Below are 25,573 nucleotides of genomic sequence, written 5' to 3'. Positions count from 1 at the left end.
TTCGGGTTCCGTGTGTCCCTGGCTCGACCCCATCCTCACCGAGACCCGTCCCGTCGCGCCAGCCCTTAAATCTGCCTGCCGGTAGGTCGGATATGTATAACCGGACTCGCAATCCCACTGCGGATACGACGAGACCGGGCCCGCTGCTCGTCATCGAACAGCGGGCCCGGTCATTCACCCGGAAGTTGCCGTCACCAGCGCGCGGAATCGCTCTCCCGGTCGTGGTAGGACTGCGACCAGTCCTGATCGTTCCAATCCGACTGCTGCGAATCGGATTGCCGTGCAACCGAATCCCCGCCGTGGCCAGGCCACCAGGCGCGCTTGCCGATCATGGCCGTCACCGCCGGGGTGAAGAACATGGCCATGACGAACGCCGCGATGGCGATGCCCACCGAGATGGCGAAGCCCATTTGCGACAGCGTGTCATTACCGGCAAGCATCATCGACGCGAAGGTGCCCGCCAGGATCAGACCGGCCGCCGCGATGGTCGGACCCGTGTGCCGCAGCGCCAGCGCCGCCGAGGTGTGCGGATCATTGCCCTCGCGGGCCTCCTCGCGCAGGCGGGCCACCATGAGGATGTTGTAGTCGGTGCCCAGCGCCACCACGAACAGGTACATGATGATCGGCAGCGTGAAGATCAGGCCCGAATGTCCCTGCGCCTGCTGGAAAACCAGCACCGCGGCGCCGAGAGTGGCGGCGAAGCCGAGGAACACCGAGGCCATCAGGTACCAGGGTGCGACCAGGCTGCGCAGCAGCAGGGCGAGCACGATCATGATGAGCAGCGCGGCCACCGGGAAGACCACCAGGTAGTCCCGGTTCATGGCGGCCTGGAAGTCCACGAACACCGAGGTCATACCGCCGACCTTGGCGGTGGTGCCGGCCGGGGCGGCATCGTGCGCGGTGTCGCGCAGCGGGCCCTTCACCGTGTCCAGCGCCTGATCGGACTCCGGGGTGTACGTCAGCGTCACCTGGTACTCGGCGACCGTATTGTCTTGGGACAGCAGCGGTTCCGAGACCTGACCGACACCCTGCACTCCCGCCAGCGCCGACCGGTAGGCCGTCAGCTGATCGGAATCCAGTGCGCCACCGTCGCTGCGCAGATAGACCTGCGAGGGCTGGGTGGTGCCCGCGGGCATGCCCTTGAGCAATTCCTTCTGGTAGACAGTCGATTCCGAGGTGTCGGAGGTCGAGCCGCCGCTCAGATCGAAGGTCGGATTGAAGCCGACGGCGAACACGCCCAGCGCCACCAGCACACCGCCGGACAGCACCGCGAACACGCCCGGCCGCTTGCCCAGGCTGCGGCCGATACCCGCGAAGACCGCGCCCTTCGGTTCCTGCTGCCACGCCTTCGACGGCCAGAACACCTTGGTGCCCAACAGCGAAACGATCGCCGGGATCAGCGTGAGACCCGCCAGCAGCGCCACCGCGACGGCAATGGCCAGCGCCAGACCCAGCGAACGGAACATGCCGAGCGAGGACAGCAGCAGCGCACCGAAGGCGATGATCACCGCGGCGGCGGCCGAGGTGATCGCCTCACCCACGCGGGCAACCGAATTCACCATGGCGGTCTTGGGATCCTCACCGGCCCGCAGTCTTTCGCGGTAGCGGAACATGAGGAACAGGATGTAGTCGGTGCCCACGCCGAACAGCACGACCAGCAGCAGCGACTGCACCGAGCTGTCGATCTTCAGGTCGAAGGCGTCGGCGGTGATGGAGATCAGGCCGCCCACCATGCTCGAGATGCCGAAGATGACGATGATCGGCAGCAGCGCGATCACCGGGCTGCGGAAGATCACCAGCAACAGGATCAGGATCAGCAGCACCGTGGCGATACCGATGATGGCCAAACCCTTTTCGCTGGATTCCGTCTGATCCAGCGTCTGCGCGGCGGTGCCGGTGACGCCCGCCTTCAGGTCGGAGCCCTGCGTCTGCTCCTTCAGGGCGTCGCGCAGATCCTTGACGGCATCGGTCTGCCGCTTGTCCTCCGGGCCGTCGGCCTTGGTCATCGACACCGCGACAATCTGCACGAGGCGGTTCTCCGACGGCGGCAGGGGCTGGATTCCGGTGACATTCTCGATGTTCCGGCCCGAGAGCGCGGCCGCCGCGGCAGTCACGGACGCGGAGTCCGTCTCGGTGAGGGGCGCGTCGTCGGCGCGTTCGAAGACGATGAGCGCGGCCGGCGGGGCGCTGTCCGGAAACGCCTGCTGCTGCATTTCGAGAGCCTGGATGGACTCGTAATGCGAAGGGAGGAAGTCGGATTGGTCGGTGGTTGCGGTGAGTTTCGGCGCGCCGGCCACGATCGCGACAATGGCGATCAGCCACGCCCCGATGACCAGCCACGGGAAGCGGACGACGAAGCGCCCCAGTCCGGAGAACATGCGGGAGAAGTCCTTTCGGGAATCGGCCGCGAGCGTCAGATGTCGAGGTGTTCCACGGACGGGTTGCCGACCGCGTCGGCCACGATCCGGTAGGCCTTGGCGGGCACCAGGTTTCGCACCTCGGCCAGGGTGTCGACGATGTCGAGGGTGAAGTCGCCGAAGTTCTCGTCGAGACCGAGGAAGCCGCGCCAGTCCTTCATGTCCTTCAACCAGTTGCCGAAGACGGCCAGATCGGCCTGACTGAACTGACCGGAGTGACCCGCCTGGGCGCGTGCCTCGGCGAAGCCCTCCTTCTTGTCCTGGAAGGTCTTCTTGGCGTGCTGGGTCAGGTCGTTCCAGTCGATGTAGTGGCGGTGCACCACGAACTTGCCCTTGCGGCTGAGGTAGATCCGGATGATCTCGGTGCCGGCCGTGGTGACCTGGTGCGATTCGGTGAGCAGGCGGCCGGTGAAGCGCTGGGTGCGGCCGCCGCCCGGGCCGACGCGCAGCACGATCTCCTGCATCTCGCCGGTGGTGGCGTCGGGCACGACCTCGAGGGTGGTGTCGGTGTTCTGCTCGGCGGGCTTGTGCATATCGGTGGCCATGGCCGTCCCCTTTTCATCAGTGAATGCGCATATGGGCATGCGTCTACAACACGGCGCTGTGGGTCGAAATCCCATGTGCCGCATCAGTTCTGATCTTTACGCGGTCGATCGAACCGCTGTAGTCACTATATGTAGACGTATACGTATAGCGCAACCCTGATGTCACCCTGAAAAATCACCCAACTCGAGCCCTGACCGCCGAAAGGCCCGCCTCCACACCGGAGACGGGCCCGTGAACAGGGGTTTCGCGAGACTAGCGGCCGCGCCGCCGACCCGCGGACTTCGCACCGCCGGACCGGCCGCGCGCCACACCCGACTGCTTCTTCGCAGGCTGCGGCTTCTTGGCGGGCTGCTTCCCACCCGCCGCCTGCTTGCCGCGCGACTGCGCCGGTTTGTCCTCGGTACGACCCGAGGATGATCGCGAACTGCGCTCCGAACGCCCGCGCACCACGCCCACGAACTCCTCCACCAGCTCCGTGGTCTTCGCGGTCGGCCAGGCCAGCGCCACCTCGGTATCAGGAGCGTCGGTGACCGTGCGATACACCAGATCCTTCCGATGATGCAGGCGCGCAATGGAATGCGGGACGATCGCCGCGCCGCTGACCGCCGCGACCAACTCCATGGTCATGGCGGCGTCATCCAGATCCGAGGCGTCCTGCATGCGCTCGTCCGCCAGATCGGCGGTGCTCACCGCGTCGAAGGCGGCCACCGCGGAATCCTTCGGCACCACCACCACCGGCACCTCACGGTAGAGCGGAATCGCGTTCACGCCCTCGCGGTCGATGGGCAGGCGCACGAAGCACATGTCGACGCGACCCTCGCGCAGGGCGACCTCCTGCTCCCCCATCGGAGTCGGAATCAATTCGAGCGGGACGTCGGCGAACCGGTCACCCCAGATGCGCTCCCACTTGGTGACCGTGACGCCCGGCACGAAACCGACCCGCAGCCGCTCGGCCGCCTCGGACGCCACGACCGGCGCGGCCACGGGCGTCCGGGCAATGATCTCGCGGGCGGCGGCCAGCAGCTCCCGGCCCTCGTCGGTGAGTTCGGTCGGACCGTCACCCGGCACGAACAGTTTCGTGCCGAGCTCCTCCTCCAACTCGATGACCGTCCGGCTCAACCGCTGCCGAGAGATGCCCAGCCCCTTGGCGGCTCGCGCGAAATGCAATTCCTCCGCAACCGCGGCGAACCACCGCAGCCGCGGCACCTCGATCGATTCGAACCGGCTCATGCCGTCCAGGCTATTGCACCGCGCCGCGGCTACCGCACCGCGCGGTCGGTCCGACCCGGTGCGCCCGATACCCTGATCAGGTGAGCCCGGACAAGAACCCCCAGACCATGAAGCCGCTGACCGCGGCCACCAAGCTCGGCATCTACCTGCCCGCCGCGCCCGAGGAGTTCCGGAACTCGCCCGTCACCCGCGCCCAGCTCGACGAGCTGCGCACCAACCCGCCCGAGTGGCTGACCGAGCTGCGCCGCACCGGACCCTTCCCGCGTGACGTGGTGGCCCGCAAACTCGGAGTGTCCAACTCCGGGCTGGCGCGCGCCGGCGTCGACGACGCCCTCACCGCCGACGAGATCGACGCCCTGCTCGCCGACCCGCCGGAATGGCTGATCCGCGAACGCGAGAACCTCGTCGAGGTCCGCAAGGAAGCCGAACGCGTGAAGGAAAAGGAAGCCGAACGCCGCGCCGCCAGCAACCGGCCGCGCAAGAACTGGGTGTAGCCGAGACAGCGAAGGCCCGCCTCCTCATAGGAGGCGGGCCTTCGTCATCCCGGCGCGGGTTTGGCCGGGATCCACACGATCAGACCGCGGCCAGCTCCCGAGTACGCTCGCTGCCGGAAACGGTTGCGGCGTCCGCGTTCTGGCGGCGCTCCAGCGCTGCCGAGGTGACCGCCAGCCCGAGGGCCGAGACCGCCAGGGCCACGCCGACCCAGTTGGGCGCGGTGAAACCGAGCCCGGCGGAGAGAGTCAGGCCGCCGAGCCAGGCCGCCAGCGCATTGCCGAGGTTGAAGGCGCCGATGTTCATGGCCGAAGCCATGGTCGGGGCGGCGTGGGCCTGGTCCAGGACGCGCTTCTGCAGGGACGGGACCGTGGCGAAGCCGAACGCGCCGATCAGGAAGATCGTCACGGCCGCAAGGACTTTGGAGTGGGCGGTGAGGGTGAACAGGCCCAGCGTGATCGCCAGCAGGGTCAGCGAGATGTAGAGCATGGGCATGAGCGCGCGGTCGGCGAACCTGCCACCCACCAGGTTCCCGGCGACCATGCCGAGGCCCAGCAGCACCAGCAGCCAGGTGACGGAACCCTCTGCGTAGCCGGTGATTTCGGTCATCTCGGGTGCGATGTAGGTGATGGCCGCGAATACGCCGCCGAAGCCGAGGACCGTCATGCCGAGGGCCAGCAGCACCTGAATGTTCTTGAAAGCGGCCACTTCATGACGCAGGCGCACCCCTTCCTGCTTGGGCATTTCCGGCACCAGCTTGGCCACGCCGAGCAAGCCCGCCACGCCCAGGGCGGCGACGACGGCGAAACTCACCCGCCAGCCGACGGCGTGACCGATCAACGTGCCCATCGGCACGCCCACCACATTCGCGACGGTCAGGCCGGTGAACATGTAGGCGATGGCGGCGGCCTTCCTGTCGGGCGCGACCAGATCGGCGGCGACCACCGAGCCGATGCCGAAGAACGCACCGTGCGCCAGCGAGGCGACCACCCGGCCCAGCAGCATGACGCCGAATACCGGGGCGATCGCGGAGAGCAGGTTGCCCACGATGAAGAAGCCCATGAGCAGCATGAGCATGCGCTTGCGGGAGACTCGGGTGCCGAGCACGGTCATGATCGGCGCGCCGAGCACGACGCCGAGCGCGTAGCCGGTGACCAACCAGCCCGCGGTCGGGATGGACACCCCGAAACCGTCGGCGACCTGCGGCAACAGGCCCATGATCACGAATTCGGTGGTGCCGATTCCGAAGGCTCCGATGGCGAGGGCCAGCAGCGCGAGCGGCATGAGATTTCCCCTTACAGACGATTGCAAGTGCTCATTACGTGCACTCACAATAGTTGCAGGCGCGCGTTATTTGCAAGCGCCGATTATTTCGCGAGTGGTCTATGCTGGTGACAGCCGCTTCGCACGACCGACGGCACCGAGAAGGAGATCCCATGACCGCCACCGACCCCGCGATGATCGCCCTCGCCGACGGCTGGTGCGCCCTCTCGCTGCTACACGGCCGCATCGAAGCCCACCTGGAACGCGCCCTGCAATCCGCCCACGGCCTCAGCGTCCGCGAATACTCCCTGCTCAACGTCCTCAGCCGCCAGCACGACGGCGACGGCGGCATGCTCCAGATGAAACAGGTGGCCGACGCCGTCGTCCTGTCCCAGAGCGCCACCACCCGCCTGGTCACCCGCCTCGAAGACCGCGGCCTGCTCGAGCGCTACCTGTGCCCCCACGACCGCCGCGGCATCTACACCAAGGTCACCGACGCCGGCCGCGAACTCCTCGAACGGGCCCGGCCCACAAACGATTCCGCCCTCCGAGAGGCACTGGACGAGGCCGCCTCGAACGCCGAACTCGCGCCCCTGGTCCGCGTCGTCGAATCCCTGCACGCACCGGCCGTCTGACACCGGAGCGTCGTACCGTGGTTTGCATGGCACTCACACCGCAAGAACGCATGGAGTTCCTCGCACAGCCCCTCATCGGGGCGCTGTCCGTCACCGCCACCAAGCCCGACCGGGCCCCACTGAATGTGCCCATCTGGTACCAGTACGCCCCCGAGGGCAACCTCTGGATCATCACCGGCACCGAATCCGCGAAGAACCGGGCCCTGCAAGCCGCCGGCCGCTTCAGCCTCATGGCCCAGGTCCTGGAACCCACCATCCGCTACGTCACCGCCGAGGGCCCCATCGTCTCCACCACCCCGATGACCGACGCCGAGAACCGTGAAATGGCCGAACGCTACCTCGCCCCGGACAAGGCCGAGGCGTACCTGAAAGCGTCCGAGTCATACGGCGACATGGTCACCATCCACATGCGTCCGCAACACTGGCTCTCCGCCGACCTCGGCAGCCTGTGACAGCGGGCGGCTAGCAGTAGAAGCAGACGCCGTTGGCCGGGAGCTGGGTGAAGCAGGTCGAACAGACGGCTGCACGCGGCTCCGGGTCCGGCTTGGCCGCGGGGGCGGGCTTCGCCGAAGTAACGCGCTGCGAGACACCGTTTTTGGAGATGAGGGGCGGGACGCCGCCGTCGGCCGGGATGTCGGCGCCGTACGCCGCGTAGCACTGCCAGCGGGCGTAGGCGGCGTGCACTTCCATGTCCGCGGGGATGGGGAGGTGCGCCAATTCCAGGACGTACTTGTAGCTTTCGGTGACCTTGTGGTTCTGCTTGACGCACAGGGCAGTGAGCGGGGGCTCGCCGGCGTTGTGGCAGCGGCGGGCGACCTTGCGCAGGATGGCGTCCATCCAGGTGCGGGTGGGGGCGCTGGTGCGGACGCCGGACATTTCCTGCACGCGCTCGGCGAGTTCGTTGATCGTCACGAAATGGCCGTAGCCAGTTGCGGTTTCGGCCAGCACCTCATGGGCGGCCAGGGCCCATGCCACTGCGGCGTCCCGAAAAGACACCACTTCGTTGTCGCTCGATCGCCAAGCACCCGGAGTCGTCACAGCATCCCTCATAGCACGAAAAAGATAGCGCTTCCACCGGGTCCAACGCCAATACCCGACCGACTGTTAACGAGACCTACGCGACAAATACACGAAGGCCCGCTTCCCCCGAAACGGGAAGCGGGCCTTCGCTTTACAAACTGTGAGACTTCGAGAGCTTACTTAGCCTTCTCGAGGACCTCGACCAGACGCCACCGCTTGGTGGCGGACAGCGGACGGGTCTCCATCAGCTGCACGCGGTCGCCGATGCCGGCGATCTCGTTCTCGTCGTGCGCCTTCACCTTCGAGGTGGTGCGGATGATCTTGCCGTAAAGCTTGTGCTTCACGCGATCTTCCAGCTCGACCACGATGGTCTTGGTCATCTTGTCGGAGACGACGTAGCCGATGCGCACCTTGCGCGAGCCACGCTCCTCCTGCTTGGCCGGCGTCTTGGCCGGGCCCTTTACGTCGCTCATGCGGCGTCTCCCTTGCCTTCAGGACCGGAGGCCAGGCCGAGCTCACGCTCGCGCATGACCGTGTAGATGCGGGCGATCTCGTGACGGACCACACGCAGGCGACGGTTGTTGGTCATCTGACCGGTCGCCATCTGGAAGCGCAGGTTGAACAGCTCTTCCTTGGATTCGCGCAGCTTGGCGACGAGCTCGTCTTCGTTGAGCTCGCGCAGATCTGCGGCCGGAGTTCCGGTAGCCATCAGAACTGCTCCTCTCGCGTCACGATCCGGCACTTCATCGGGAGCTTGTGCATCGCGCGGCGCAGGGCCTCGCGAGCGGTCTCCTCGTTCGGGTAGGACAGCTCGAACATGACCCGGCCGGGCTTCACGTTCGCGATCCACCACTCCGGCGAACCCTTACCGGAACCCATTCGGGTTTCGGCCGGCTTCTTGGTGAGCGGACGGTCCGGGTAGATGTTGATCCAGACCTTGCCGCCACGCTTGATGTGGCGGGTCATCGCGATACGCGCCGACTCGATCTGACGGTTCGTCACGTAGGCCGGCTCCAGAGCCTGGATGCCGTACTCGCCGAACGAAACCGCGGTGCCGCCCTTGGCCATGCCAGAGCGCTTCGGGTGATGCTGCTTACGGTGCTTGACCTTGCGGGGCATCAACATAGGTCAGCCCTCCTGATTCTCTGCCGGTGCCTCCGCCACAGCGGTGGCGGCGCGGCCGGCCTCAGTGCTGGTCGCGGTGGTGCCCTGGGCACCGCTGCGACGCGGACGGCTCGGACGCTCGCGACGCGGGCGGTCGTCACGGTCGCGGCCGGACGGGGCCACAGCGGTGACCTCGCGCTTGCCGCCGACGATGTCGCCCTTGTAGATCCAGACCTTCACGCCGATGCGGCCGAAGGTGGTCTTCGCCTCGTACAGGCCGTAGTCGATGTCGGCGCGCAGCGTGTGCAGCGGCACCCGACCCTCACGGTAGAACTCCGAGCGCGACATTTCCGCACCGCCGAGACGGCCGGAGCACTGCACACGGATGCCCTTGACGTTCGGCGAACGCATGGCCGACTGGATGGCCTTGCGCATCGCGCGACGGAACGCCACACGGTTCGACAGCTGCTCGGCCACACCCTGGGCAACCAGCTGCGCATCCGACTCGGGGTTCTTGACCTCGAGGATGTTCAGCTGAACCTGCTTCTTGGTGAGCTTCTCCAGCTCGGCGCGAATGCGGTCGGCTTCGGCGCCACGACGGCCGATCACGATGCCCGGACGCGCGGTGTGGATGTCCACCCGCACGCGGTCACGGGTGCGCTCGATCTCGACCTTCGAGATGCCGGCCCGCTCCATGCCGGTGGCGAGGAGCTTGCGGATCGCGACGTCTTCCTTCACGTAGTCCGCGTACTGCTTGTCCGCGTACCAACGCGACTTCCAGTCGGTGGTGATGCCGAGGCGGAAGCCATGGGGGTTGATCTTCTGTCCCATTTACTTTGCCCCTCCCTTCCGGTTACGAGTGGCACCGGCAGTGGGCACGCTCTCGACCTCGATGGTGATGTGGCTGGTGCGCTTGCGAATCCGGAACGCACGGCCCTGGGCGCGCGGCTGGAAACGCTTCATGGTCGCGCCCTCGTCGACGAACGCGGTCGAGATGACCAGCGTCGCCGGGTTCAGGCCCAGGTTGTTCTGCGCGTTGGCGGCGGCCGAGGCCACAACCTTGGCGACCGGCTCGCTGGCGGCCTGCGGGGCGAACCGCAGGATGTTCAGCGCGTCCTCGACTCGCTTGCCGCGGACCAGGTCCACGACACGGCGAGCCTTCATCGGGGTCACGCGAACGTGCTTCGCGGTCGCGCGCGCGGTCGGGTTCTGAGTTTCAGTGCTCATCGCCGCTTGCTCTTCCGATCTTCCTTGACGTGGCTCTTGAACGTACGAGTCGGCGCGAATTCACCGAGCTTGTGTCCGACCATGTTCTCCGACACGAACACCGGCACGTGCTTGCGGCCGTCGTGGACCGAGAACGTGTGACCGATGAAGTCGGGGATGATGGTGGAACGACGCGACCAGGTCTTGATGACCTGCTTCGTGCCCTTCTCGTTCTGAACGTCCACCTTCTTGAGGAGGTGTTCGTCGACGAACGGGCCCTTCTTGAGGCTGCGTGGCATGTCTGACCTCCTCCTTAACGCTTCTTGCCGCGGCGGCGGACGATGAGCTTGTCGCTCGGACGGTTGGGCTTACGGGTGCGGCCCTCGGGCTTGCCCCACGGGGAGACCGGGTGGCGACCACCGGAGGTCTTACCCTCACCACCACCGTGCGGGTGGTCGACCGGGTTCATGACCACACCACGGACGGTCGGGCGAACGCCCTTCCACCGCATACGGCCGGCCTTGCCCCAGTTGATGTTCGACTGCTCGGCGTTGCCGACCTCGCCGACGGTGGCGCGGCAGCGCACGTCGACGCGACGGATTTCACCGGAAGGCATACGCAGCACGGCGTACTGGCCTTCCTTACCCAGCAGCTGGATGCTCATGCCGGCCGAGCGGGCCAGCTTGGCACCGCCACCGGGACGGAGCTCCACGGCGTGGATGGTGGTACCGGTCGGGATCGAGCGCAGCGGCAGGTTGTTGCCGGGCTTGATGTCGGCGCCGGTGCCGGACTCGATCTTCGTGCCCTGGGCAATGCCCTTGGGCGCGATGATGTAGCGCTTCTCGCCGTCCGCGTAGTGCAGCAGGGCGATGTTCGCGGTCCGGTTGGGGTCGTACTCGATGTGCGCGACCTTGGCGGGGATGCCGTCCTTGTCCAAACGACGGAAGTCGATCAGACGGTAGGCGCGCTTGTGGCCGCCACCCTTGTGACGAGTGGTGATGCGGCCCTGCGAGTTACGGCCACCGGTCTTGGTGAGCGGACGCAGCAGCGACTTCTCGGGGGTCGAGCGGGTGATCTCGGCGAAGTCCGAGACCGAAGCACCGCGGCGACCCGGGGTCGTCGGCTTGTACTTACGGATTGCCATGAGTTCTTCTCTACTTTCTGAAGTCCCCGCCGCTTACGCGACCGGGCCTCCGAAGATCTCGATGGGCTTGCTGTCGGCCGAGATGGTCACGAGCGCGCGCTTGGTGCTCTTGCGCGTGCCGTAACCGAAGCGGGTCCGCTTGCGCTTGCCCTGACGGTTGGCGGTGTTGACGGAGGTCACCTTGACGCCGAAAACCTTCTCGACGGCAATCTTGATCTGCGTCTTGTTCGAGTCCGGGTGCACGATGAAGGTGTAGGTGCCCTCTTCGATCAGTCCGTAGGACTTCTCGGAGATCACCGGCGCGAGCAGGATGTCGCGGGGATCGGCGATGGTGGTCACTTGCTCTCCTCCTGTGCAGCTTCGGCGGGGCCGTGCACGAAGGCGTTGAGCGCCTCGACCGAGAACACGACCTCGTCCGACTTCAGGACGTCGTAGGTGTTCAGCTGGTCGGGGGCGATCGGGTGCACGCCCTGCAGGTTCGCCACGCTCTTCCACGCGGTGACATCCTCGCGACCGACGACGACCAGGATGTTCTTCCGGGTCGACAGCTCGGCGAGGAAAGACTTGGCGGTCTTGGTCGACGGGGTCTGACCCGCAACCAGTTCCGTGATCACGTGGATGCGCTCGTTGCGAGCCCGGTCCGACAGAGCGCCACGCAGCGCGGCGACCTTCATCTTCTTGGGCAGACGCTGGGTGTAGTCGCGCGGCTGCGGGCCGTGCACGGTGCCACCGCCGGCGAACTGCGGCGCACGGGTCGAACCCTGGCGGGCGCGGCCGGTGCCCTTCTGGCGGTACGGCTTCTTGCCACCGCCGCGGACGTCGCCGCGGGTCTTGGTGGCGTGCGTGCCCTGGCGAGCCGCGGCCTGCTGGGCCACGACGACCTGGTGCATCAGCGCGATGTTGGCGGTCACGTCGAAGATCTCCGCGGGGAGCTCGACGGTGCCTTCGGTCTTGCCGCCGGCCACCTTGACCGGAAGCGTCAGGTTGGTCTTGGTCTCGGTGCTCACGCCCGGGCACCACCCTTCACTGCACTCTTGACGATCACGATGCCGCCGGTGCGGCCCGGGATCGCGCCCTTGATCAGCAGCAGGCCGTTCTCGGCATCCACCTTGTGGACCGAGAGGTTCTGCGTGGTGACGCGGTCGCTACCCATCCGGCCGGACATGCGCATGCCCTTGAACACGCGACCCGGGGTGGAGCAACCGCCGATGGAACCCGGACGACGGTGCACGGCCTGCGCACCGTGCGAAGCACCCTGACCACGGAAACCGTGGCGCTTCATGGTGCCCGCGAAGCCCTTGCCCTTGGAGGTGCCGGTGACGTCGACGTAGCTGCCGGCCTCGAAAGCGTCGGCGTTGATCTCCTGGCCGACCTCGAAAGCGGAGGTGTCGGCCACGCGCAGCTCGGCGATGTGGCGGCGCGGGGTGACGCCGGCCTTGGCGAACTGGCCGGAAACCGGCTTGTTCACCTTGCGCGGGTCGATGGCGCCGTAAGCAACCTGGATGGCGGCGTAACCGTCGCGCTCCTCGGTGCGGATCTGGGTGACGACGTTCGGACCAGCCTTGATGACGGTCACAGGAACGACGCGGTTCTTCTCGTCGAAGACCTGGGTCATGCCGAGCTTGGTGCCCAGGATGCCCGCGGCCGGACGGCTCTTGTTGTCAGTCATAGTCGAATACCCCGTCACTGAATGTTGACGTCGACGCTGGCCGGCAGATCGATGCGCATGAGAGCGTCAACGGTCTTCGGCGTCGGGTCGAGGATGTCGATCAGCCGCTTGTGCGTGCGCATCTCGAAGTGCTCGCGCGAGTCCTTGTACTTGTGCGGCGAACGGATGACGCAGTACACGTTCTTCTCGGTCGGCAACGGCACGGGCCCGACGACACGGGCACCGGTGCGGGTCACCGTCTCGACGATCTTGCGCGCAGACGCGTCGATCGCCTCATGGTCGTAGGCCTTGAGCCTGATGCGGATCTTCTGTCCCGCCACGCTGAGTGTCCTTTTCTCCGCTTACGTTGTGGGCCAAGAGGTTTCCCTCTCAGACCACCCTCATTTGCACAGCCCGAACACACGAAGACGCATCAGCCAATCACTACGACCGGGCCTCGCCCGATCCGTCACCGCTGTTCATCTGTCATGGTTCATCCGGTCCACGCGGTCGGGCGTGTCGCCCTATTGCTCATTCCCCAGCCCAGGAAAGAATCCATATGGGCCGCGAAACAGTGTCCCGGACGCACCCGCGCCAGCATCGGGCGGGTGCAAAATTGGGTCTCACTCACCCGCCACCTGCGGAATTCCACTGGAATCCACACAACCCGGTGCGGGCAACCCGAACAGTATGCCCCACGGCCGGGGGGCAGTTCAAATCGCCCCCTGGATTACCTTCGTCACCGATAACCCAGGTCACATCGGGTCCGGTAGGTGGCATCCGGCTGTCCGATTTGCGCCGGAGCGCCGCCTTCACCGCGACGGGCCGCACGAGGGCGGGTTAGGGTCCCAATAATGCCGTTGTGCGCGGGGTTCCGACCATCCGGGACCGGGGAGCGCACGAGCAGGAGGGGTTTGGCATGTCGATTCTGTCCGTATTCAACGCGCTTCCGCAGCTACCCGGACTGGGCGCCACCGACCGCCGACTCCCCCAGGGCGTCACCGTCGTGCGCGCACCCGTGCAAGTACAACGCCCCATGCCGATCGGTCCGGGCTATCGCGCCGGCTGGCAGGGCGCCGCCGGACCGATGCTCAACGGCCAAGCGCCCGCGCCGCTCCCCGGCGAAGTCCTCGCGGGCGCGGTCCTGCTGCCCGTCGAGGTGACCCTGCGCGCGGTCGCCGTACTCGGCCACGTCGAAATGCTGCTCGCCGAAATGGTGCACTGGGCCCATTCGGCCCGCAAAGCCGCCGAGAACGCCCAGGACGCCTACGCCGCCAGCCCGCTCAGCGACGCCGTCCGCATCGCCGGCGCGGTCTCGGCCGCCGCCTCCGACATCACCCGCATCCCCGGCACCATCGCCGAACGCGCCACCACCTCCCGCCGCCTCGGCGACCCCGGCTACTACCAATACCCCACCACCACAACGAATTACATCGCCATCGGCGGCCCTGACCCCCAGTTCGCCCTGCCGGTACCGGAGACGGCCACCCCGGCCGCAGACCCGCTCGCGACCCTCGCCACCGTGGCGGGCCAAGCGCGCGACATGATCACCGGCACAGCGGACCAGGCGCTCGAGGTGATCACCGGCACCGCGCAGCAGGCGCGCGACGCGATCACCAGCACCGCCGACCAAGCACTGGATCTCGTCTCCGGGACCGCCATCCAGGCCCGGGATCTCCTTACCGGTACCGCGAATCAGGCCCTGGGCATTCTCACCGCGCCCGGACGACTGGTAGCGAACTTCATCCCGGGCGCGTCGCGCAGCGCGACCACTCCCCCGGTCCCCGAGCCGGAACCCGAACCGCCCCTGGCACTTCCGGCACGGGTCGAGCCCGGCCCGGCTCCGCGTCCGGACTCCCACATCACCATCGAGATCCCGGGTTTGCGCCTGCGTGTGCCGTCACTGCATCACCTGCAAACGGCTGCCGCGCTCGCGCTACCCGAAATCACGTGGGGCACTTCCCATCCTGACAAGAAGGCGGCGGGCAGCTAGCCTTCCGCCGCCTGTCCGGTCACGATCAGGGCAGGACCGCGACGAGCCGGAACGACCGGCCGTAATTCTGGGCAGCGTCCACCCAGGCGATCCCGAAGTGGCCGCCGCGCGCGGCAACCTGGGCGATCACGTCGCTGACCGGGAAACTGAGGTAATAGGAATCGAACTCCCCACCTCCACTGCTGATCAGGAAGATCGCGGAATCACCCACGATCCGATCGAGCACGACCGGGATGGGCGAATTGCTCAGCGCCACAGTCTCACCGCTGTCCAGCGCCACCCCGAAGTACAGGCCCTTTTCCGGAGAACTGAGCGGATCGATCGCACCCGCCGCCCCCGCTCCAGCCGACACTCCGAAACCGCTCGCCAACACGATGCCCAGCGCGGCGACAGCGGTACGAATACCCATGATTACGAAAACTCCACTTCCCCCGACGAACCGGCATTTGGCGCCGATCTCCAGCCGCGCCCTTCACGCGACGGCTCAAATTATCAAGCGCCCGTCCAGTTGTCGTCTCGAGCGCCGTCGGCCATGGCGTACGAAGCCAGCCGACCATATGCTCCCGGGCATGGCCGAGCTCAGCGAGGAAACCCGCCTCCGCATAGCCGTTCGCGCAGAGCTCGCAGCTGAGCGCAACTCACCTGACGCATTCATCTCACACGAGGCCCGCGAGGCGGGAATGGCGGAATTCCGTTCCTGAATTGACCGGCTGCGCGGCGGGACCGGTTCCCTCCGCGAACGCAACTGCGCCGCACGCGAAATGGGTTCGAGTGCGGCGCAGCGGGTTTGGGGTCAGCCCAGGAATTGGCCGATCGCGAAGGAGCCGTTGTCCAGGGCGAAGCCGATCTGGCCCTGGGGTGCGGCGGCAGCCTCACCGATGATCTGCGGGAAGGTCGCGAAGACGGTGGTCTCGTTCTGCGGGAGGCGGGAGGCCGGGTCGATCCACACGGTGACGGGCGGGTTGGCGGCTTCGAGCCAGCCCGGAATCGGGCTGTTGGCCAGGGCCACGGTTTCGGAGTGGGTCAGTTCCACGCCGAGGAAGCCGGGCTCCACGGTGGGGGTGAGGGCCGCGGCCGAGCCCGCGGACAGGGTGGCGGCGACGGCGGCGCCCGCCACGGTCGCACCCATCATGACGGCAGTGCGGATACGCATGATCTTCGAGAACTCCATTTCCCCCGACGAGCCGGCGAGTGGCGCCGACCTCCAGCCGCGACACTTCACGCGACGGCTCAAGCTATCAGGCAACCGTCCAGTTGTCGCCACCTATCAACCATTTCCCCTGGTCTCCCCTGTCAGCCGCATGAATATCCAGTCAATCAGCGACAGCACGGCAAGCAGCGCAGGGCTAGATGGAGGGCGAGTCGCGGCGGCGGAACTGAGCGATCAGAACCCCCGAGGAGCCGATCGCCACGAGTGCGCCGAAGACGAAGAGAGCGGGGGTCCCGGGGCCGAGCTTGGCGTGGGCTACACCCTTGGTGGCGCGGACTCGGATGGGAGTTCCCTTGGCCAGCTTGTTCTTCACGCCGCGCAGGTCACCCGTGCCGGTGCTCCCGTTGCGCAGGGTCCAGGTGCCCGCGCAGATGTAGTAGGACGGCTTGCGGCGGGGGTTCACCCAGCGACAGTCGGTGACCTGGGCGGTGGCCTGCTCGCCTCGGAAGTAGATGCCGGTGTTCTCGTAGGTGCCCAGCATTGTCAGGCAGCCGATGGTCAGTGCCGTCAACGCCAGCGCCACGATCCCTCGCCGCTTTCCGGCGCGCGCTTCGGATATGGCTTTGCCGAGCTTCCCCCACATGGCGGCCCAGTATGCCAGTGCCCCGCTTCCGCTGAACTTACTTTTGAGTAAGATACGCGGTATGACGAAAGAGACCGCCACCTACCGCGGCTGGAAGAAGCTGCCCGACAACCGGTTGGGCCACACCCTGTTCTCGCTGGGGATGGTCGCGCGGGTGCCGTACTTCGGCACCGTGCTGCCCACCGTGGTGCGGCTGGAACCCGGCCTCTGCGAGGTGACCGCACCCAAGTGGTTCGGCATCCACAATCACCTGAGCACCTTCCACGCCATCGCCGCCTGCAACCTGGCCGAGGTCGCCATGGGCATGCTCAGCGAGGCCACCGTGCCGGGCACCCACCGCTGGATCCCCAAGGCCATGAACGTGCAGTACCTGGCCAAGGCCAACTCGGGGCTGCGCGCCGTCGCGAAGCTGCCGGAGGTCCCCGACTTCGAGAAGATCACCGAAGGTCAGGACCTGGTCGTGCCCGTGTCGATCTACGACAAGTCCGGCCTCGAGGTCGTGCACGCGGACATCACCACCTGGGTCACTCCGAAGTAGGCCCGCGGTGGCCGGTCGCCGGAACTCTTGGGCGACCGGCATTTTCGCCGGTACGGCGAGGGCGGTCGCCCTCAGGACGGTCGCTGCGGGCCGGGGAGGCTGGCGGGCGGCGCGGGCGGCTGGTTTGATGCGGGTATGAGTGGCCGGGAGGTCGGCGGTGCTGCCGACGTTTGTGTGGTGGGGCTCGGGCCTACTGGGCGGGCATTGGCGCATCGGGCGATGGTGGCCGGGCTGAAGGTGGTTGCGGTGGATCCGCGGCCGGAGCGGTTGTTCGTGCCCACCTATTCGTGCTGGGTGGATGAGCTGCCGGAGTGGTTGCCGCGCACAGCTATCGCGAGTTTGATCGAGCGGCCCACCGTGTGGACGGATCAGGAGCTGCGGATCGAGCGGCAGTACTGCGTGCTCGGAAAGCGGCAGTTGTGGGATGCGCTGCCGCTGGATGACGCGACGGTGATCGCGGGGCGGGCCCGCACGGTCGAGGCGCATCGGGTGGAGTTGGCCGACGGGACCGAGGTGCGAGCGGCCACGGTGTTCGACACTCGGGGGCAGGCGGCGCCGGGGCAGCGGCGAAGTGCCAGTGCGCACGGGATTTTCGTGGACGAGGATGTGGCCGCGCCCATGGTGAAACCGGGCGAGGGGCTCATGCTGGATTGGCGGCCGGAGAACGGGGCGGGGGCGGATGAGCCGCCGTCGTTCCTGTACGCGGTGCCGCTCGGGGACGGGACGGTCATCTTCGAGGAGACCAGCCTCGGGTTGCGGGGCGGGATGCCGCAGCACGAGTTGCGGCGCCGGACGTTGAATCGGCTTGCCGCCCACGGCATTCGACTAACGGGCGACGAGCCCACGGAGGCCGCGCACTATCCGCTCGACGATGTGCCGCCGAAAGCCGGTCGCGGGCAGGTGATCCCGTTCGGCTCGCGGGGCGGGATGATGCATCCGATCACCGGATACTGTGTGGCGGAGTCGCTTTCGCTGGTGGACACCGCGATCGAGGCGATCCGGCAGGGTAAGGATCCGATCGAGGCCATGTGGTCGTGGGAGGCGCGGCTGGTCTACTGGATGCGCATGCGCGGCGTATACGGGCTGGGGCGGCTCACCACCGCGCAGTCGGTCGCCATGTTCGAGGCGTTCTTCACGCGGCCGCCCCGGCAGCAGCGGGCGCTGCTGTCGGCGCACGACGATTACACCGCGCTGGGCACCTCGCTGTTCATGACGGTGGCCACGACCTGGCCGTTCCGCTGGCGTTACGACCTGGTCGGCTGGACCAACCGGAACCGCTGGGTGGGCTGGGATTTCGGCCCGCCGCAGGATCTGAGCCATCTGCTCCAGGATCCGGCCGAGCACCCCTGAGCCGCACCGTTCAGCATTCCTCCACGGCGCCGGGGCACACACACCGGCCAGGCTCCCCGGCCGGTGCGGAAGATCAGGTGGTTGTCCCAGGTCTCGCGCGTGACTGTGCCGTGCCGGCCATCGGATTCGCAGCGGACCCGACGCCGCCGAACGGCTCGGTGAGAGCCCCGCCCGCGCAGGTGGCGCCATCCTGGACTTCCTCCATTGTGCGGGAATGGCTTTCGGGATAGCCGCCGGGCTCAGACCCAGTTCTCGATCCAGTACTTCCAGATGACCGAGGCATAGCCCGCGAGCGGGGGCACCTTGATGTCGGTGCCGGCCAGGGCCGCCGCGGTGTGGCGGCTGTCGAAGCGGCAGCTGAGTTCGGTGTGTTCGACCACGTCCATGGGCAGCCCAACCTGGCGCAGGGCCCAGCCCATGCCGGGCACGCGCAGTGAGACGTCGAGGGTCTGTTTGGGCATGACCTCGACCAGATGCGGCGCTCCGGCTTCGTCGGCGAACAGGTTGAACACCTCGCCGACGCTCTGCCGGCGCGGGTCGACCAGGTGGTAGGTATTGCCGTCGGCCCCGGGCTGATGCGCGATGTGGGCCAGCGCCCGCGCCACGAAATCGACCGGCACCATATTGGTTTCGCCGAGTTTGGGCGCGACGATGGGCAGGATGCGCGGCAGCTGCGCGGCCATGCGCAGGAGCCGGAAGAAGTAGTACGGCCCGTCGATGCGGTCGATCTCGCCGGTCCGGGAGTCGCCGATGACGATGGAGGGCCGGTAGATCCGCCACGGCACCTTGCTCTGCTCCCGCACCGCCTGTTCGGCGCTCAGCAGCGCCCGCTGGTACGGCGTGGTCAGCAGCTGTCCGACGTCGACCATGTTCTCGGTGTAGAGCCCGTCCCACGCGCCGGCCACCTGCACGCTCGAAACATGGTGCAGCAGTCCCGCTTCCAGGGCGGCCGCCAGGTCGGTGACGCGCCGGGTGCCGCCACCGGGCTCGCTCGTGTCGTAGCCGGCGGCGAGATGGAAGATGTGGTCGATCGAACCGCGCTGCGCCGCAATCCAGCCCGCGTCGATGCCGAGGCCGGGCGCGTCGAGGTCGCCGCGGACCGGTCGGACCCGGTCTCCGGCGTTCCATGCGCGCACGCACCGGTTGAACCGCAGCACCGAGTCCTCCCCGGGGCGTACCAGCACGTGAATGTCTTGATCGCGTTCGAGCAGTTCGGGAATCAGAAATCGACCGATGAACCCAGTTGCCCCGGTAACCAGGTAAGCCATGCGGTCACTTTAACGTGACGCGTGACACACCCGGACCGGGGCACGGCAAACCGCGCAAACCGCGCGACTCACGCGCCGGTTTCGGCCGCGCGACGGTAGCCGCGAATGGCCGGGATGGCGAAGACGACGATCATGCCGACCGTCCACGCCACGGTTTTCAGCAGTGGTTCGGCGATGGGCCCGTCGTAGGCGAGCCCGCGCATGGTGTCCACGGCCGTGCTCATGGGCTGGTTCTCCACGGTCGACTGCAACCAGATCGGATACGCGTTGACCGGCACGAATCCGGTGTTGAAGAACATGAGCAGGGTATTGATGATGCCGACCACCGAGATCAGCATGATGCCCTCGGAGATGGTGGCCAGCGCCGTGATCATGACCGCGAAGCCGATGGCGAACAGGATCGGAATGCAGATCATGGCGATGGATTCCGCGGGCCCGTACCAGAATCGGAAGCCCAGGCACAGGCCCACGGCGAGCACGAACAGCGAGGTGATGAGCACGCGCACCACTTCGGCCAGCAAGCGCCCGGTGAGTCCGGCGGCGCGGTGCACCGGCATGGTCCAGAACCGCCCGAGCAGACCGGTCGCCTTCTCCACCTTGAAGCCGAGCGCGTTCACCACCGCACCGGACATGGCGGCCACGATCATGACCATCGGCACCGTGCGGTAGACGCTGGGCTCACCGGTGAACGCGGTGATCGAATCGCCCAGCACCACCCAGTACATGAGCAGCGTGGCGGCCGGATAGATGAGCGCCTGAATGGTCGTGGAGGGATCGCGCATCCAGCCGATCAGCAGCCGCTTGCACTGGATCAGGCTCTGCTCCACCAGGATCGAGAGCGTGGCCTCCGAGCGCGGCTGCACCGCGGGCAGCGGCTGATGCCCCGCCCATTCGTCCGGCTCGGTGCCGGCCGGGGTTTCGACAACAGTGCTCATGATCGCCTCACACTCGCCCACACGGCCAGCGGCAGGAACAGCACGGCCAGGCCGCCCACCCACACCAGCGGCACCCAGAAAACGTCCCACGTCACGCCGCCCGCGGCCATGTCACGCAGCGCGAAGGAGAACTGCGAGATCGGCTGATTGCGCACGAATCCGCGCGCCCACTCCGGGAATCCGGCCTCGGGCACGAACCCGCAGGAGAACATGCCGAAGATCAGCGTCGGCAGGGTCAGTGCCTGACTGAGCGATTCGGGGTTCTTGGTCAGCGACCCCAGCCCGTCCGCGCCGATGGCCAGCACCGTGCCGACGGCCAGCGAGAAGGCGCAGAACAGCACGGCCTGCCCGAACCCGGCCACGAACCGGAAGCCGATGAGATGACCCCAGCCCAGCGCCGCGATCAGCGACACGACCGACCGCACCATGCCCGCGCTCAGCCGCGAGGTGAGCGGGACGAGTTTGCCGATGGGCATGGTCTGCATGCGGGTGTTGAACCCGGTGAGCGCTTCGAAGGCGGCCAGCTGCGCATTCGACATCATGGTGAAGGACATGGTCTGCAGCACGATGATCGGCATGACGAACTGGGCGTAGTCGATGCCCTGCGCCTTCATGACGAAGCGCAGCGGCAGGTAGAAGCCGAGGGTGAACACCAGCGGCGTCACGACGGCGACGATGAGTTCGCCCTTGGTGGCCATCACCCAGACGATGCGGCCGGTGAGCGCCCACCACTGTTTGAGGCTGGAGGGTTTCGAGGCGGGCAGGCCGGAGAACAGCTGCTCGCGGTTGTCCCGAGCAGGCGCGTCGAGAGTGTCAGCTTCGTTCATGCCGCGCTCTCCGGTTCCTGTTTGCTCCCGGAATGTCCGGTGAGCGAGAGGAATACGTCGTCGAGCGAGGGCCGCCGCAGGCCGATGTCGGCGAGTTTGATGCCCGCGCCGTCGAGCCGGCGCAGCGCCTCGGAGAGCGTGACCGCGCCCTCCGGCGCGGGAATCGAGAGCCGGTCGTTGCCGGTCAGTTCCGCGCGCACCGCGTCGGGCACCAGGTCGCCGAGCGCGTCGGCGGCCCGGCGGACCTGAGTCGGATCCAGCGGCACGATCTCGCAGAAGCTGCCGCCGGTCTTCTCCTTGAGTGCGTCGGCGGTGCCCTCGGCGATGACGGTGCCCTTGTCGATGACGATGATGTTGTCGCTGAGCACGTCGGCCTCTTCGAGGTACTGCGTGGTCAGCAGCACCGTGATGCCTTGGCGCTTGAGCGCGTTCACCAGATCCCACACGCCCTGACGGCTGCGCGGGTCGAGGCCGGTGGTGGGTTCGTCGAGGAAGACGACCTCCGGCCGAACCACGAGCCCGCAGGCGATGTCGACGCGGCGGCGCATGCCGCCTGAGTAGTGCCGCACGGCGCGGCGGCCGGCGCCGGTGAGGTCGAATTCCTCGAGCAGGGTGTCGGCGCGCTGCCGGGCGGTCTTGCGCGGCAGGCCCATGAGGCGGCCGAAGAGTTCGAGGTTCTCACGGCCGGAAAGGTTTTCGTCGAGGGCGGCGTACTGTCCGGTCATCATGATGGAGCGGCGCACCCCGGCCGGGTCCTTGCGGACGTCGTGCCCGGCGACGCGGGCGATGCCGGAGTCGGGGCGCAGCAGGGTGGACAGGATCTTGACCGTGGTGGTCTTGCCGGCGCCGTTGGGTCCGAGGATGCCGAGCACCTGGCCGCGGGCGGCGGTGAAGCTGATTCCGTTCAACGCGTGCACGTCGCCGAACGATTTACGGACGTCTTCGACATACACCGCCGGATCGCTGGGTGACTCCGCTGTATGCGATTCCGGTTTGTCCAAGCTCGGCATCAACTCTCCACTATCGGCTGGCAGGCATTTGCGCCCCGTTCGGCAGGTCCCCACATCCCATCCGGGATGATCCACTCCGCCGCGCGTGATGTTACCGGCGCGAAAGTTTCCCGGTCGTTGCTTCGGTTAAGCAGCCGACGGCGGATTGTGTCCTTGGTCACAAACTTTCAGCGCCAGGCATAGCCGCAGATCCGGGCACGGACCGGCCGGTATGCCCGAATTTCGCTACCTTGTCGAGCCTACGGACCGAACCATAGTCTGGCGGTGCGGGGAGACGAATTTTTGGCCGCGAGAGGGTGACCATGGCCGAGTCTGCGCAGCCGCGGGCGACTGAGCCTGCGCAGCCAGCGAAAGGGCGCACCGGAAGCGGAAAGCCGAAGGTGCTGACCTCCTACGATCCACGAACCGGGGAGGTCGTGGGCGATTACGCCGTCATGGGCGCGGGTGAGCTGACGCGCACCGTACGCGCCGGGCGCGCCGCCGAACAGTGGTGGGCGGCAATCGAATTCAGCGGCCGCAAACGCTGGCTGCTGGACTGGAAACGCACCATCGCGCGCGGAACCCGGGAACTGGTGGAGCTGGTCAGCAGCGAGACCGGCAAGCCGCGCCTGGATGCCGCGCTGGAGGTGACCCTCGCGGTCGAACATCTGGATTGGGTTGCGCGCCAAGCGGAGAAAACGCTGAGCCGGTCTGTGCCGGGCAGCCGATTCGCCCGCGGACAGCAGGGCTCGGTCGGATATCTGCCGCTGGGCGTGGTCGGGGTCCTCGGCCCCTGGCACAATCCTGTTCTCGCACCGATGAATTCGATCGCCGCCGCGATGGCGGCCGGGAACGCCGTCGTGTTCAAACCGAGCGAGCTGACGCCCGGCGTGGGCGCGTGGCTGGCCGATTCCTGGACCCGGCTGGTGCCGAATCAGCCTGTGCTACAGGTGGTTACCGGCGACAGCTCGACGGCGGCGCACCTGTGCCGGGCGCGGGTGGACAAGATCTCGTATGTGGGCTCCCCCGCCGGCGCCCGCGAGGTGACCGCGCTGTGCGCGCAGACCGCCACCCCGCTGACGGTGGAGCCGGGCGGGCGCGGCGCGATGGTGGTGCAGGTGGACGCGCGGCTCGAACACGCCGCCGCAGCAGCGGTATTCGGCGCCATGTCGCATGCCGGGCAGCATCCCTCCGGCGTGCAGGTGGTCTATGTCGCCGACTCGATCTACGAGCCGTTCCTGGAGTTGGCCGCCGACCATGCGCGCAGGCTGCGGCCGGGCGCGGATCGGCGCGCCTCCTACGGCCCCATGACCTATGACGCGCACATCGACATGGTGCGCCGCCAGGTGCGTGACGCGCTGACGCGCGGCGGGCGGGCGGTGGTCGGCAGCCTGGAGTCGATTCGCGAGCCCTATATCGAGCCCATCGTGCTCACCGAGGTGCCGGAGGTGAGCACCGCCGTCACCGGTGACGCGGCGGGCCCGGTGCTGATCGTGAACCGGGTCGCGTCCATGGACGAGGCGGTGGAACGTGTCAATGCCTCTGAAAAACCGCGCCCGGTGGCCGTTTTCACGCGCGATGTGCGCAGTGTCGCCGATTTCGCCGAGCGGCTGCACACCGTCCTGGTGACGGTGAATGCCGTGCCGGTCTACGGCGTCCACGGTCCGGGCCGCACCCGCGACCCGGATGCGCTGCGCGAATTCGCCCGGCCCCTCACGATTTCCGAGAAGGTCCGGCACGATCCGGCGATCACGGGCACCTTCGACCAGCACCCGTACCGCCTGCGCATGGCGCGGGCGCTGTTCCGCCTACGCCATCGCGTCTGACTGTTCGCTGTCGGTGGCTGCGGAGCCCAGCAGCACCGCGGCCATGAGCGCGCCCACGCGGGCCATGGTTTCCTTGCGGGCATCGAAGCGCTGGCGTCGGCCGACGTCGATGACCTGGCTGATGGCGGCGTGCACCCGGAAGCGCGCCTCGACCTGATCGCCGTCGAGCAGGTTGGCCCATTCGAGCACGTTCTGCCGCTGGATGGTGCGCAGCCGATGCTGTTCGGAGGCGGGCAGATTGGAGAACTCGGCGAAGTAGACCGGCAGGATCTCCGGCATGGCGAAGGTCATGCGCGCGAACCGGTCGGCTATGCGCACGGCCGCGTCGGCGCGGCTGGTGGCCTCGGACAGTGCTTCGGCATTGGCGATGGCGACGCGTTCGCCGGTGCGGTGGAAGGCCGCGGCGAGCAGATCGGATTTGCTGCTGAAGTACCGGTACACGCTGGAGGCATTGATGCCCGCGGCCGCGCCGATCTCCTCGATGCCCGCCTCGTGGTAGCCCTGCCGCCCGAAGATGCGGATGGCCTCGGTGAGCAGCTGTTCGCGTTTGGAGATGACGGGCAGTCCGCGCACGAGCGGCTCGCCGGTGGCCGGGGGCGGCGCGGGCGGCAGGTCGGCGCGCAGGATGTCCCAGCAGATCTCGTTCATGAGCGACACGAGTCGCGCGTTGGACAGCGCCGTGCGATGTCCGGTGATGCTGCCGATGGCGCTGAGGCAGGCGGCGGCGCGCAGTTTCACGTCGGCCGGGTCGGCGTCCGGATACAGCTCGGCGACGGGCGCTTCGAAGGTCGTGTGCAGGTCTTCGTAGACCACGCGGATGCGAGCCCGGTCCGCGCGCTCGAGGTACCGCCGCTCCCATCGGTACAGCCCGCCCTCGCGGCGGAATTCGATGGTGTGCTCGGTGATCCCGCGAATCAGTGCGGTGAGTCGCGGTTCCGGTTCCAACCCCGGATCGTCGGCGGCCTTGGCGGCGTCGAGCAGCTGCTGTGCGCCCATTTCGGCGGCGGCGACCAGGAGGGCGTACTTGTTGGTGAAGTGCCGGTACAGGGCGGGGCCGGAGATGCCGACCTCGGCCGCGATCTCGTCCACCCCGACCGGGTGGTAGCCGCGATCGGCGAAGGCTCGCGCCGCTACGCGCACGATTTGGGCCTTGCGGTTCTTGGGCCGGCGACGCGGCCCCGGCTCGGTGGCGGCGCTGCCCGGCTTGCTGTCCGGTCGCCCGGAAGCGAGGCCTGCCTCGCTGCGATCGGCGACCATGCACATTCTCCTTCTCCGTGGCACCGACGGTTGACAGTGCCGAACAAGTCAACCTAAGTTAACCACAATTCGCAACGCGAATACGCGGCAGC

General features: G+C 67.4%; 31 protein-coding genes. 7 read left to right on the top strand and 24 right to left on the bottom strand.

All coding sequences use genetic code 11. From position 1 onward, the window contains the following. Positions 1-191: 191 nt before the first annotated feature. The 3 genes from H0264_RS05660 to H0264_RS05650 form a co-directional block, all read right to left on the bottom strand. The gene (locus tag H0264_RS05660; protein ID WP_181582981.1) at positions 192-2,378 is read right to left on the bottom strand and encodes an MMPL family transporter; all 2,187 of its coding nucleotides are present in this window, start codon (positions 2,376-2,378) and stop codon (positions 192-194) included. A 35-nt stretch (positions 2,379-2,413) separates the two neighbouring features. Next, positions 2,414-2,962 (bottom strand): EXLDI protein, encoded by a 549-nt coding sequence (locus H0264_RS05655; RefSeq protein WP_181582980.1) that lies wholly within the window; start codon positions 2,960-2,962, stop codon positions 2,414-2,416. A gap of 253 nt (positions 2,963-3,215) precedes the next feature. Beyond that, entirely contained in the window at positions 3,216-4,193 is a 978-nt protein-coding gene (locus H0264_RS05650) for a LysR family transcriptional regulator (RefSeq protein ID WP_181582979.1), read from the bottom strand. Between the two features lie 107 nt (positions 4,194-4,300). Between H0264_RS05650 and H0264_RS05645 the strand changes: the two genes are divergently transcribed. Continuing rightward, entirely contained in the window at positions 4,301-4,687 is a 387-nt protein-coding gene (locus H0264_RS05645; protein WP_420832080.1) for a DUF5997 family protein, read from the top strand. A gap of 79 nt (positions 4,688-4,766) precedes the next feature. Here H0264_RS05645 and H0264_RS05640 read toward each other — a convergent pair whose 3' ends face one another. Continuing rightward, positions 4,767-5,969 (bottom strand): MFS transporter, encoded by a 1,203-nt coding sequence (locus H0264_RS05640; protein ID WP_181582977.1) that lies wholly within the window; start codon positions 5,967-5,969, stop codon positions 4,767-4,769. A gap of 152 nt (positions 5,970-6,121) precedes the next feature. On the opposite strand from H0264_RS05640, the gene H0264_RS05635 reads away from it, so the two are divergent. Further along, positions 6,122-6,583, top strand: coding sequence for a MarR family winged helix-turn-helix transcriptional regulator (locus H0264_RS05635; protein WP_181582976.1), 462 nt, complete (start codon positions 6,122-6,124; stop codon positions 6,581-6,583). Positions 6,584-6,609: 26 nt separating this feature from the next. Next, positions 6,610-7,035 (top strand): pyridoxamine 5'-phosphate oxidase family protein, encoded by a 426-nt coding sequence (locus H0264_RS05630; protein WP_181582975.1) that lies wholly within the window; start codon positions 6,610-6,612, stop codon positions 7,033-7,035. Between the two features lie 10 nt (positions 7,036-7,045). Here H0264_RS05630 and H0264_RS05625 read toward each other — a convergent pair whose 3' ends face one another. The 12 genes from H0264_RS05625 to rpsJ all read right to left on the bottom strand — a co-directional run bounded on the left by H0264_RS05625 (position 7,046) and on the right by rpsJ (position 13,046). After that, complete coding sequence (locus H0264_RS05625; protein ID WP_231084063.1) at positions 7,046-7,558, bottom strand: hypothetical protein; 513 nt, start codon at positions 7,556-7,558, stop codon at positions 7,046-7,048. A 221-nt stretch (positions 7,559-7,779) separates the two neighbouring features. After that, entirely contained in the window at positions 7,780-8,076 is a 297-nt protein-coding gene (gene rpsQ / locus H0264_RS05620; RefSeq protein ID WP_157388622.1) for a 30S ribosomal protein S17, read from the bottom strand. Continuing rightward, positions 8,073-8,312 carry a 50S ribosomal protein L29 gene (rpmC, locus tag H0264_RS05615; protein ID WP_181582973.1) on the bottom strand — a complete coding sequence of 80 codons (240 nt, stop codon included), beginning with the start codon at positions 8,310-8,312 and terminating at the stop codon, positions 8,073-8,075. Before rpmC ends, rpsQ begins: the two co-directional genes overlap by 4 nt. Continuing rightward, entirely contained in the window at positions 8,312-8,728 is a 417-nt protein-coding gene (gene rplP / locus H0264_RS05610) for a 50S ribosomal protein L16 (RefSeq protein WP_181582972.1), read from the bottom strand. Before rplP ends, rpmC begins: the two co-directional genes overlap by 1 nt. A gap of 3 nt (positions 8,729-8,731) precedes the next feature. Next, positions 8,732-9,538, bottom strand: coding sequence for a 30S ribosomal protein S3 (gene rpsC / locus H0264_RS05605; RefSeq protein WP_033091021.1), 807 nt, complete (start codon positions 9,536-9,538; stop codon positions 8,732-8,734). Next, complete coding sequence (rplV, locus tag H0264_RS05600) at positions 9,539-9,934, bottom strand: 50S ribosomal protein L22 (protein ID WP_181582971.1); 396 nt, start codon at positions 9,932-9,934, stop codon at positions 9,539-9,541. After that, a complete protein-coding gene (gene rpsS / locus H0264_RS05595) occupies positions 9,931-10,212 on the bottom strand; it encodes a 30S ribosomal protein S19 (RefSeq protein WP_019931198.1) in 282 nt (93 codons plus the stop codon). The genes rplV and rpsS overlap by 4 nt, the downstream gene beginning before the upstream one ends. A 14-nt stretch (positions 10,213-10,226) precedes the next feature. Continuing rightward, positions 10,227-11,057 (bottom strand): 50S ribosomal protein L2, encoded by an 831-nt coding sequence (rplB, locus tag H0264_RS05590; RefSeq protein WP_181582970.1) that lies wholly within the window; start codon positions 11,055-11,057, stop codon positions 10,227-10,229. Between the two features lie 33 nt (positions 11,058-11,090). Then, the gene (rplW, locus tag H0264_RS05585; protein ID WP_067712168.1) at positions 11,091-11,396 is read right to left on the bottom strand and encodes a 50S ribosomal protein L23; all 306 of its coding nucleotides are present in this window, start codon (positions 11,394-11,396) and stop codon (positions 11,091-11,093) included. Continuing rightward, a complete protein-coding gene (gene rplD, locus H0264_RS05580) occupies positions 11,393-12,064 on the bottom strand; it encodes a 50S ribosomal protein L4 (protein ID WP_181582969.1) in 672 nt (223 codons plus the stop codon). The genes rplW and rplD overlap by 4 nt, the downstream gene beginning before the upstream one ends. Next, positions 12,061-12,726: a 50S ribosomal protein L3 gene (gene rplC / locus H0264_RS05575; protein ID WP_181582968.1), complete on the bottom strand. Its 666-nt coding sequence runs from the start codon at positions 12,724-12,726 to the stop codon at positions 12,061-12,063. The genes rplD and rplC overlap by 4 nt, the downstream gene beginning before the upstream one ends. 14 nt (positions 12,727-12,740) lie before the next feature. Beyond that, positions 12,741-13,046 carry a 30S ribosomal protein S10 gene (gene rpsJ / locus H0264_RS05570; protein ID WP_003938093.1) on the bottom strand — a complete coding sequence of 102 codons (306 nt, stop codon included), beginning with the start codon at positions 13,044-13,046 and terminating at the stop codon, positions 12,741-12,743. 578 nt (positions 13,047-13,624) lie between these two features. Between rpsJ and H0264_RS05565 the strand changes: the two genes are divergently transcribed. Continuing rightward, a complete protein-coding gene (locus H0264_RS05565) occupies positions 13,625-14,698 on the top strand; it encodes a hypothetical protein (RefSeq protein ID WP_181582967.1) in 1,074 nt (357 codons plus the stop codon). 25 nt (positions 14,699-14,723) lie between these two features. Here H0264_RS05565 and H0264_RS05560 read toward each other — a convergent pair whose 3' ends face one another. From H0264_RS05560 to H0264_RS05550, 3 genes are all read right to left on the bottom strand, one after another. Further along, a complete protein-coding gene (locus H0264_RS05560; RefSeq protein WP_181582966.1) occupies positions 14,724-15,107 on the bottom strand; it encodes a hypothetical protein in 384 nt (127 codons plus the stop codon). 384 nt (positions 15,108-15,491) lie between these two features. Next, positions 15,492-15,851 carry a hypothetical protein gene (locus H0264_RS05555; RefSeq protein WP_181582965.1) on the bottom strand — a complete coding sequence of 120 codons (360 nt, stop codon included), beginning with the start codon at positions 15,849-15,851 and terminating at the stop codon, positions 15,492-15,494. 193 nt (positions 15,852-16,044) lie between these two features. Then, complete coding sequence (locus H0264_RS05550) at positions 16,045-16,491, bottom strand: hypothetical protein (RefSeq protein WP_181582964.1); 447 nt, start codon at positions 16,489-16,491, stop codon at positions 16,045-16,047. A 61-nt stretch (positions 16,492-16,552) separates the two neighbouring features. Between H0264_RS05550 and H0264_RS05545 the strand changes: the two genes are divergently transcribed. Next, positions 16,553-17,029 (top strand): hotdog fold domain-containing protein, encoded by a 477-nt coding sequence (locus H0264_RS05545; RefSeq protein WP_181582963.1) that lies wholly within the window; start codon positions 16,553-16,555, stop codon positions 17,027-17,029. Between the two features lie 135 nt (positions 17,030-17,164). Continuing rightward, on the top strand, positions 17,165-18,379 hold the full coding sequence (locus H0264_RS05540; RefSeq protein WP_181582962.1) for a lycopene cyclase family protein: 1,215 nt from the start codon (positions 17,165-17,167) through the stop codon (positions 18,377-18,379). A gap of 239 nt (positions 18,380-18,618) precedes the next feature. Here H0264_RS05540 and H0264_RS05535 read toward each other — a convergent pair whose 3' ends face one another. The 4 genes from H0264_RS05535 to H0264_RS05520 all read right to left on the bottom strand — a co-directional run bounded on the left by H0264_RS05535 (position 18,619) and on the right by H0264_RS05520 (position 22,419). Further along, the gene (locus tag H0264_RS05535; RefSeq protein ID WP_181582961.1) at positions 18,619-19,647 is read right to left on the bottom strand and encodes an SDR family oxidoreductase; all 1,029 of its coding nucleotides are present in this window, start codon (positions 19,645-19,647) and stop codon (positions 18,619-18,621) included. A gap of 68 nt (positions 19,648-19,715) precedes the next feature. Next, positions 19,716-20,582 (bottom strand): ABC transporter permease, encoded by an 867-nt coding sequence (locus H0264_RS05530; RefSeq protein ID WP_181582960.1) that lies wholly within the window; start codon positions 20,580-20,582, stop codon positions 19,716-19,718. Beyond that, a complete protein-coding gene (locus H0264_RS05525) occupies positions 20,579-21,409 on the bottom strand; it encodes an ABC transporter permease (protein ID WP_181582959.1) in 831 nt (276 codons plus the stop codon). Before H0264_RS05525 ends, H0264_RS05530 begins: the two co-directional genes overlap by 4 nt. Then, positions 21,406-22,419: an ATP-binding cassette domain-containing protein gene (locus H0264_RS05520; RefSeq protein WP_181582958.1), complete on the bottom strand. Its 1,014-nt coding sequence runs from the start codon at positions 22,417-22,419 to the stop codon at positions 21,406-21,408. Before H0264_RS05520 ends, H0264_RS05525 begins: the two co-directional genes overlap by 4 nt. 380 nt (positions 22,420-22,799) lie before the next feature. On the opposite strand from H0264_RS05520, the gene H0264_RS05515 reads away from it, so the two are divergent. Continuing rightward, entirely contained in the window at positions 22,800-24,224 is a 1,425-nt protein-coding gene (locus tag H0264_RS05515; protein ID WP_231084058.1) for an aldehyde dehydrogenase family protein, read from the top strand. Here H0264_RS05515 and H0264_RS05510 read toward each other — a convergent pair. Further along, positions 24,207-25,481, bottom strand: a complete 1,275-nt coding sequence (locus H0264_RS05510; RefSeq protein WP_181582956.1) for a TetR/AcrR family transcriptional regulator — start codon at positions 25,479-25,481, stop codon at positions 24,207-24,209. The two genes, H0264_RS05515 and H0264_RS05510, sit on opposite strands and share 18 nt — an antisense overlap. Between the last annotated feature and the right edge of the window lie 92 nt (positions 25,482-25,573).

It is taken from the genome of Nocardia huaxiensis (assembly GCF_013744875.1).
GTDB lineage: Bacteria > Actinomycetota > Actinomycetes > Mycobacteriales > Mycobacteriaceae > Nocardia > Nocardia huaxiensis.
Note: the sequence above shows the minus strand (reverse complement) of the source record. Positions and strands in the feature narration are given on the sequence as shown.

Coding starts and splice junctions, on each gene's coding strand:
- H0264_RS05660 (WP_181582981.1), bottom strand. CDS start 2,378: ATGTTCTCCGGACTGGGGCGCTTCGTCGTCCGCTTCCCGTGGCTGGTC.
- H0264_RS05655 (WP_181582980.1), bottom strand. CDS start 2,962: ATGGCCACCGATATGCACAAGCCCGCCGAGCAGAACACCGACACCACC.
- H0264_RS05650 (WP_181582979.1), bottom strand. CDS start 4,193: ATGAGCCGGTTCGAATCGATCGAGGTGCCGCGGCTGCGGTGGTTCGCC.
- H0264_RS05645 (WP_420832080.1), top strand. CDS start 4,301: ATGAAGCCGCTGACCGCGGCCACCAAGCTCGGCATCTACCTGCCCGCC.
- H0264_RS05640 (WP_181582977.1), bottom strand. CDS start 5,969: ATGCCGCTCGCGCTGCTGGCCCTCGCCATCGGAGCCTTCGGAATCGGC.
- H0264_RS05635 (WP_181582976.1), top strand. CDS start 6,122: ATGACCGCCACCGACCCCGCGATGATCGCCCTCGCCGACGGCTGGTGC.
- H0264_RS05630 (WP_181582975.1), top strand. CDS start 6,610: ATGGCACTCACACCGCAAGAACGCATGGAGTTCCTCGCACAGCCCCTC.
- rpsQ (WP_157388622.1), bottom strand. CDS start 8,076: ATGAGCGACGTAAAGGGCCCGGCCAAGACGCCGGCCAAGCAGGAGGAG.
- rpmC (WP_181582973.1), bottom strand. CDS start 8,312: ATGGCTACCGGAACTCCGGCCGCAGATCTGCGCGAGCTCAACGAAGAC.
- rplP (WP_181582972.1), bottom strand. CDS start 8,728: ATGTTGATGCCCCGCAAGGTCAAGCACCGTAAGCAGCATCACCCGAAG.
- rpsC (WP_033091021.1), bottom strand. CDS start 9,538: ATGGGACAGAAGATCAACCCCCATGGCTTCCGCCTCGGCATCACCACC.
- rplV (WP_181582971.1), bottom strand. CDS start 9,934: ATGAGCACTGAAACTCAGAACCCGACCGCGCGCGCGACCGCGAAGCAC.
- rpsS (WP_019931198.1), bottom strand. CDS start 10,212: ATGCCACGCAGCCTCAAGAAGGGCCCGTTCGTCGACGAACACCTCCTC.
- rplB (WP_181582970.1), bottom strand. CDS start 11,057: ATGGCAATCCGTAAGTACAAGCCGACGACCCCGGGTCGCCGCGGTGCT.
- rplC (WP_181582968.1), bottom strand. CDS start 12,726: ATGACTGACAACAAGAGCCGTCCGGCCGCGGGCATCCTGGGCACCAAG.
- H0264_RS05565 (WP_181582967.1), top strand. CDS start 13,625: ATGTCGATTCTGTCCGTATTCAACGCGCTTCCGCAGCTACCCGGACTG.
- H0264_RS05560 (WP_181582966.1), bottom strand. CDS start 15,107: ATGGGTATTCGTACCGCTGTCGCCGCGCTGGGCATCGTGTTGGCGAGC.
- H0264_RS05555 (WP_181582965.1), bottom strand. CDS start 15,851: ATGCGTATCCGCACTGCCGTCATGATGGGTGCGACCGTGGCGGGCGCC.
- H0264_RS05550 (WP_181582964.1), bottom strand. CDS start 16,491: ATGTGGGGGAAGCTCGGCAAAGCCATATCCGAAGCGCGCGCCGGAAAG.
- H0264_RS05545 (WP_181582963.1), top strand. CDS start 16,553: ATGACGAAAGAGACCGCCACCTACCGCGGCTGGAAGAAGCTGCCCGAC.
- H0264_RS05540 (WP_181582962.1), top strand. CDS start 17,165: ATGAGTGGCCGGGAGGTCGGCGGTGCTGCCGACGTTTGTGTGGTGGGG.
- H0264_RS05535 (WP_181582961.1), bottom strand. CDS start 19,647: ATGGCTTACCTGGTTACCGGGGCAACTGGGTTCATCGGTCGATTTCTG.
- H0264_RS05530 (WP_181582960.1), bottom strand. CDS start 20,582: ATGAGCACTGTTGTCGAAACCCCGGCCGGCACCGAGCCGGACGAATGG.
- H0264_RS05525 (WP_181582959.1), bottom strand. CDS start 21,409: ATGAACGAAGCTGACACTCTCGACGCGCCTGCTCGGGACAACCGCGAG.
- H0264_RS05520 (WP_181582958.1), bottom strand. CDS start 22,419: ATGCCGAGCTTGGACAAACCGGAATCGCATACAGCGGAGTCACCCAGC.
- H0264_RS05510 (WP_181582956.1), bottom strand. CDS start 25,481: ATGGTCGCCGATCGCAGCGAGGCAGGCCTCGCTTCCGGGCGACCGGAC.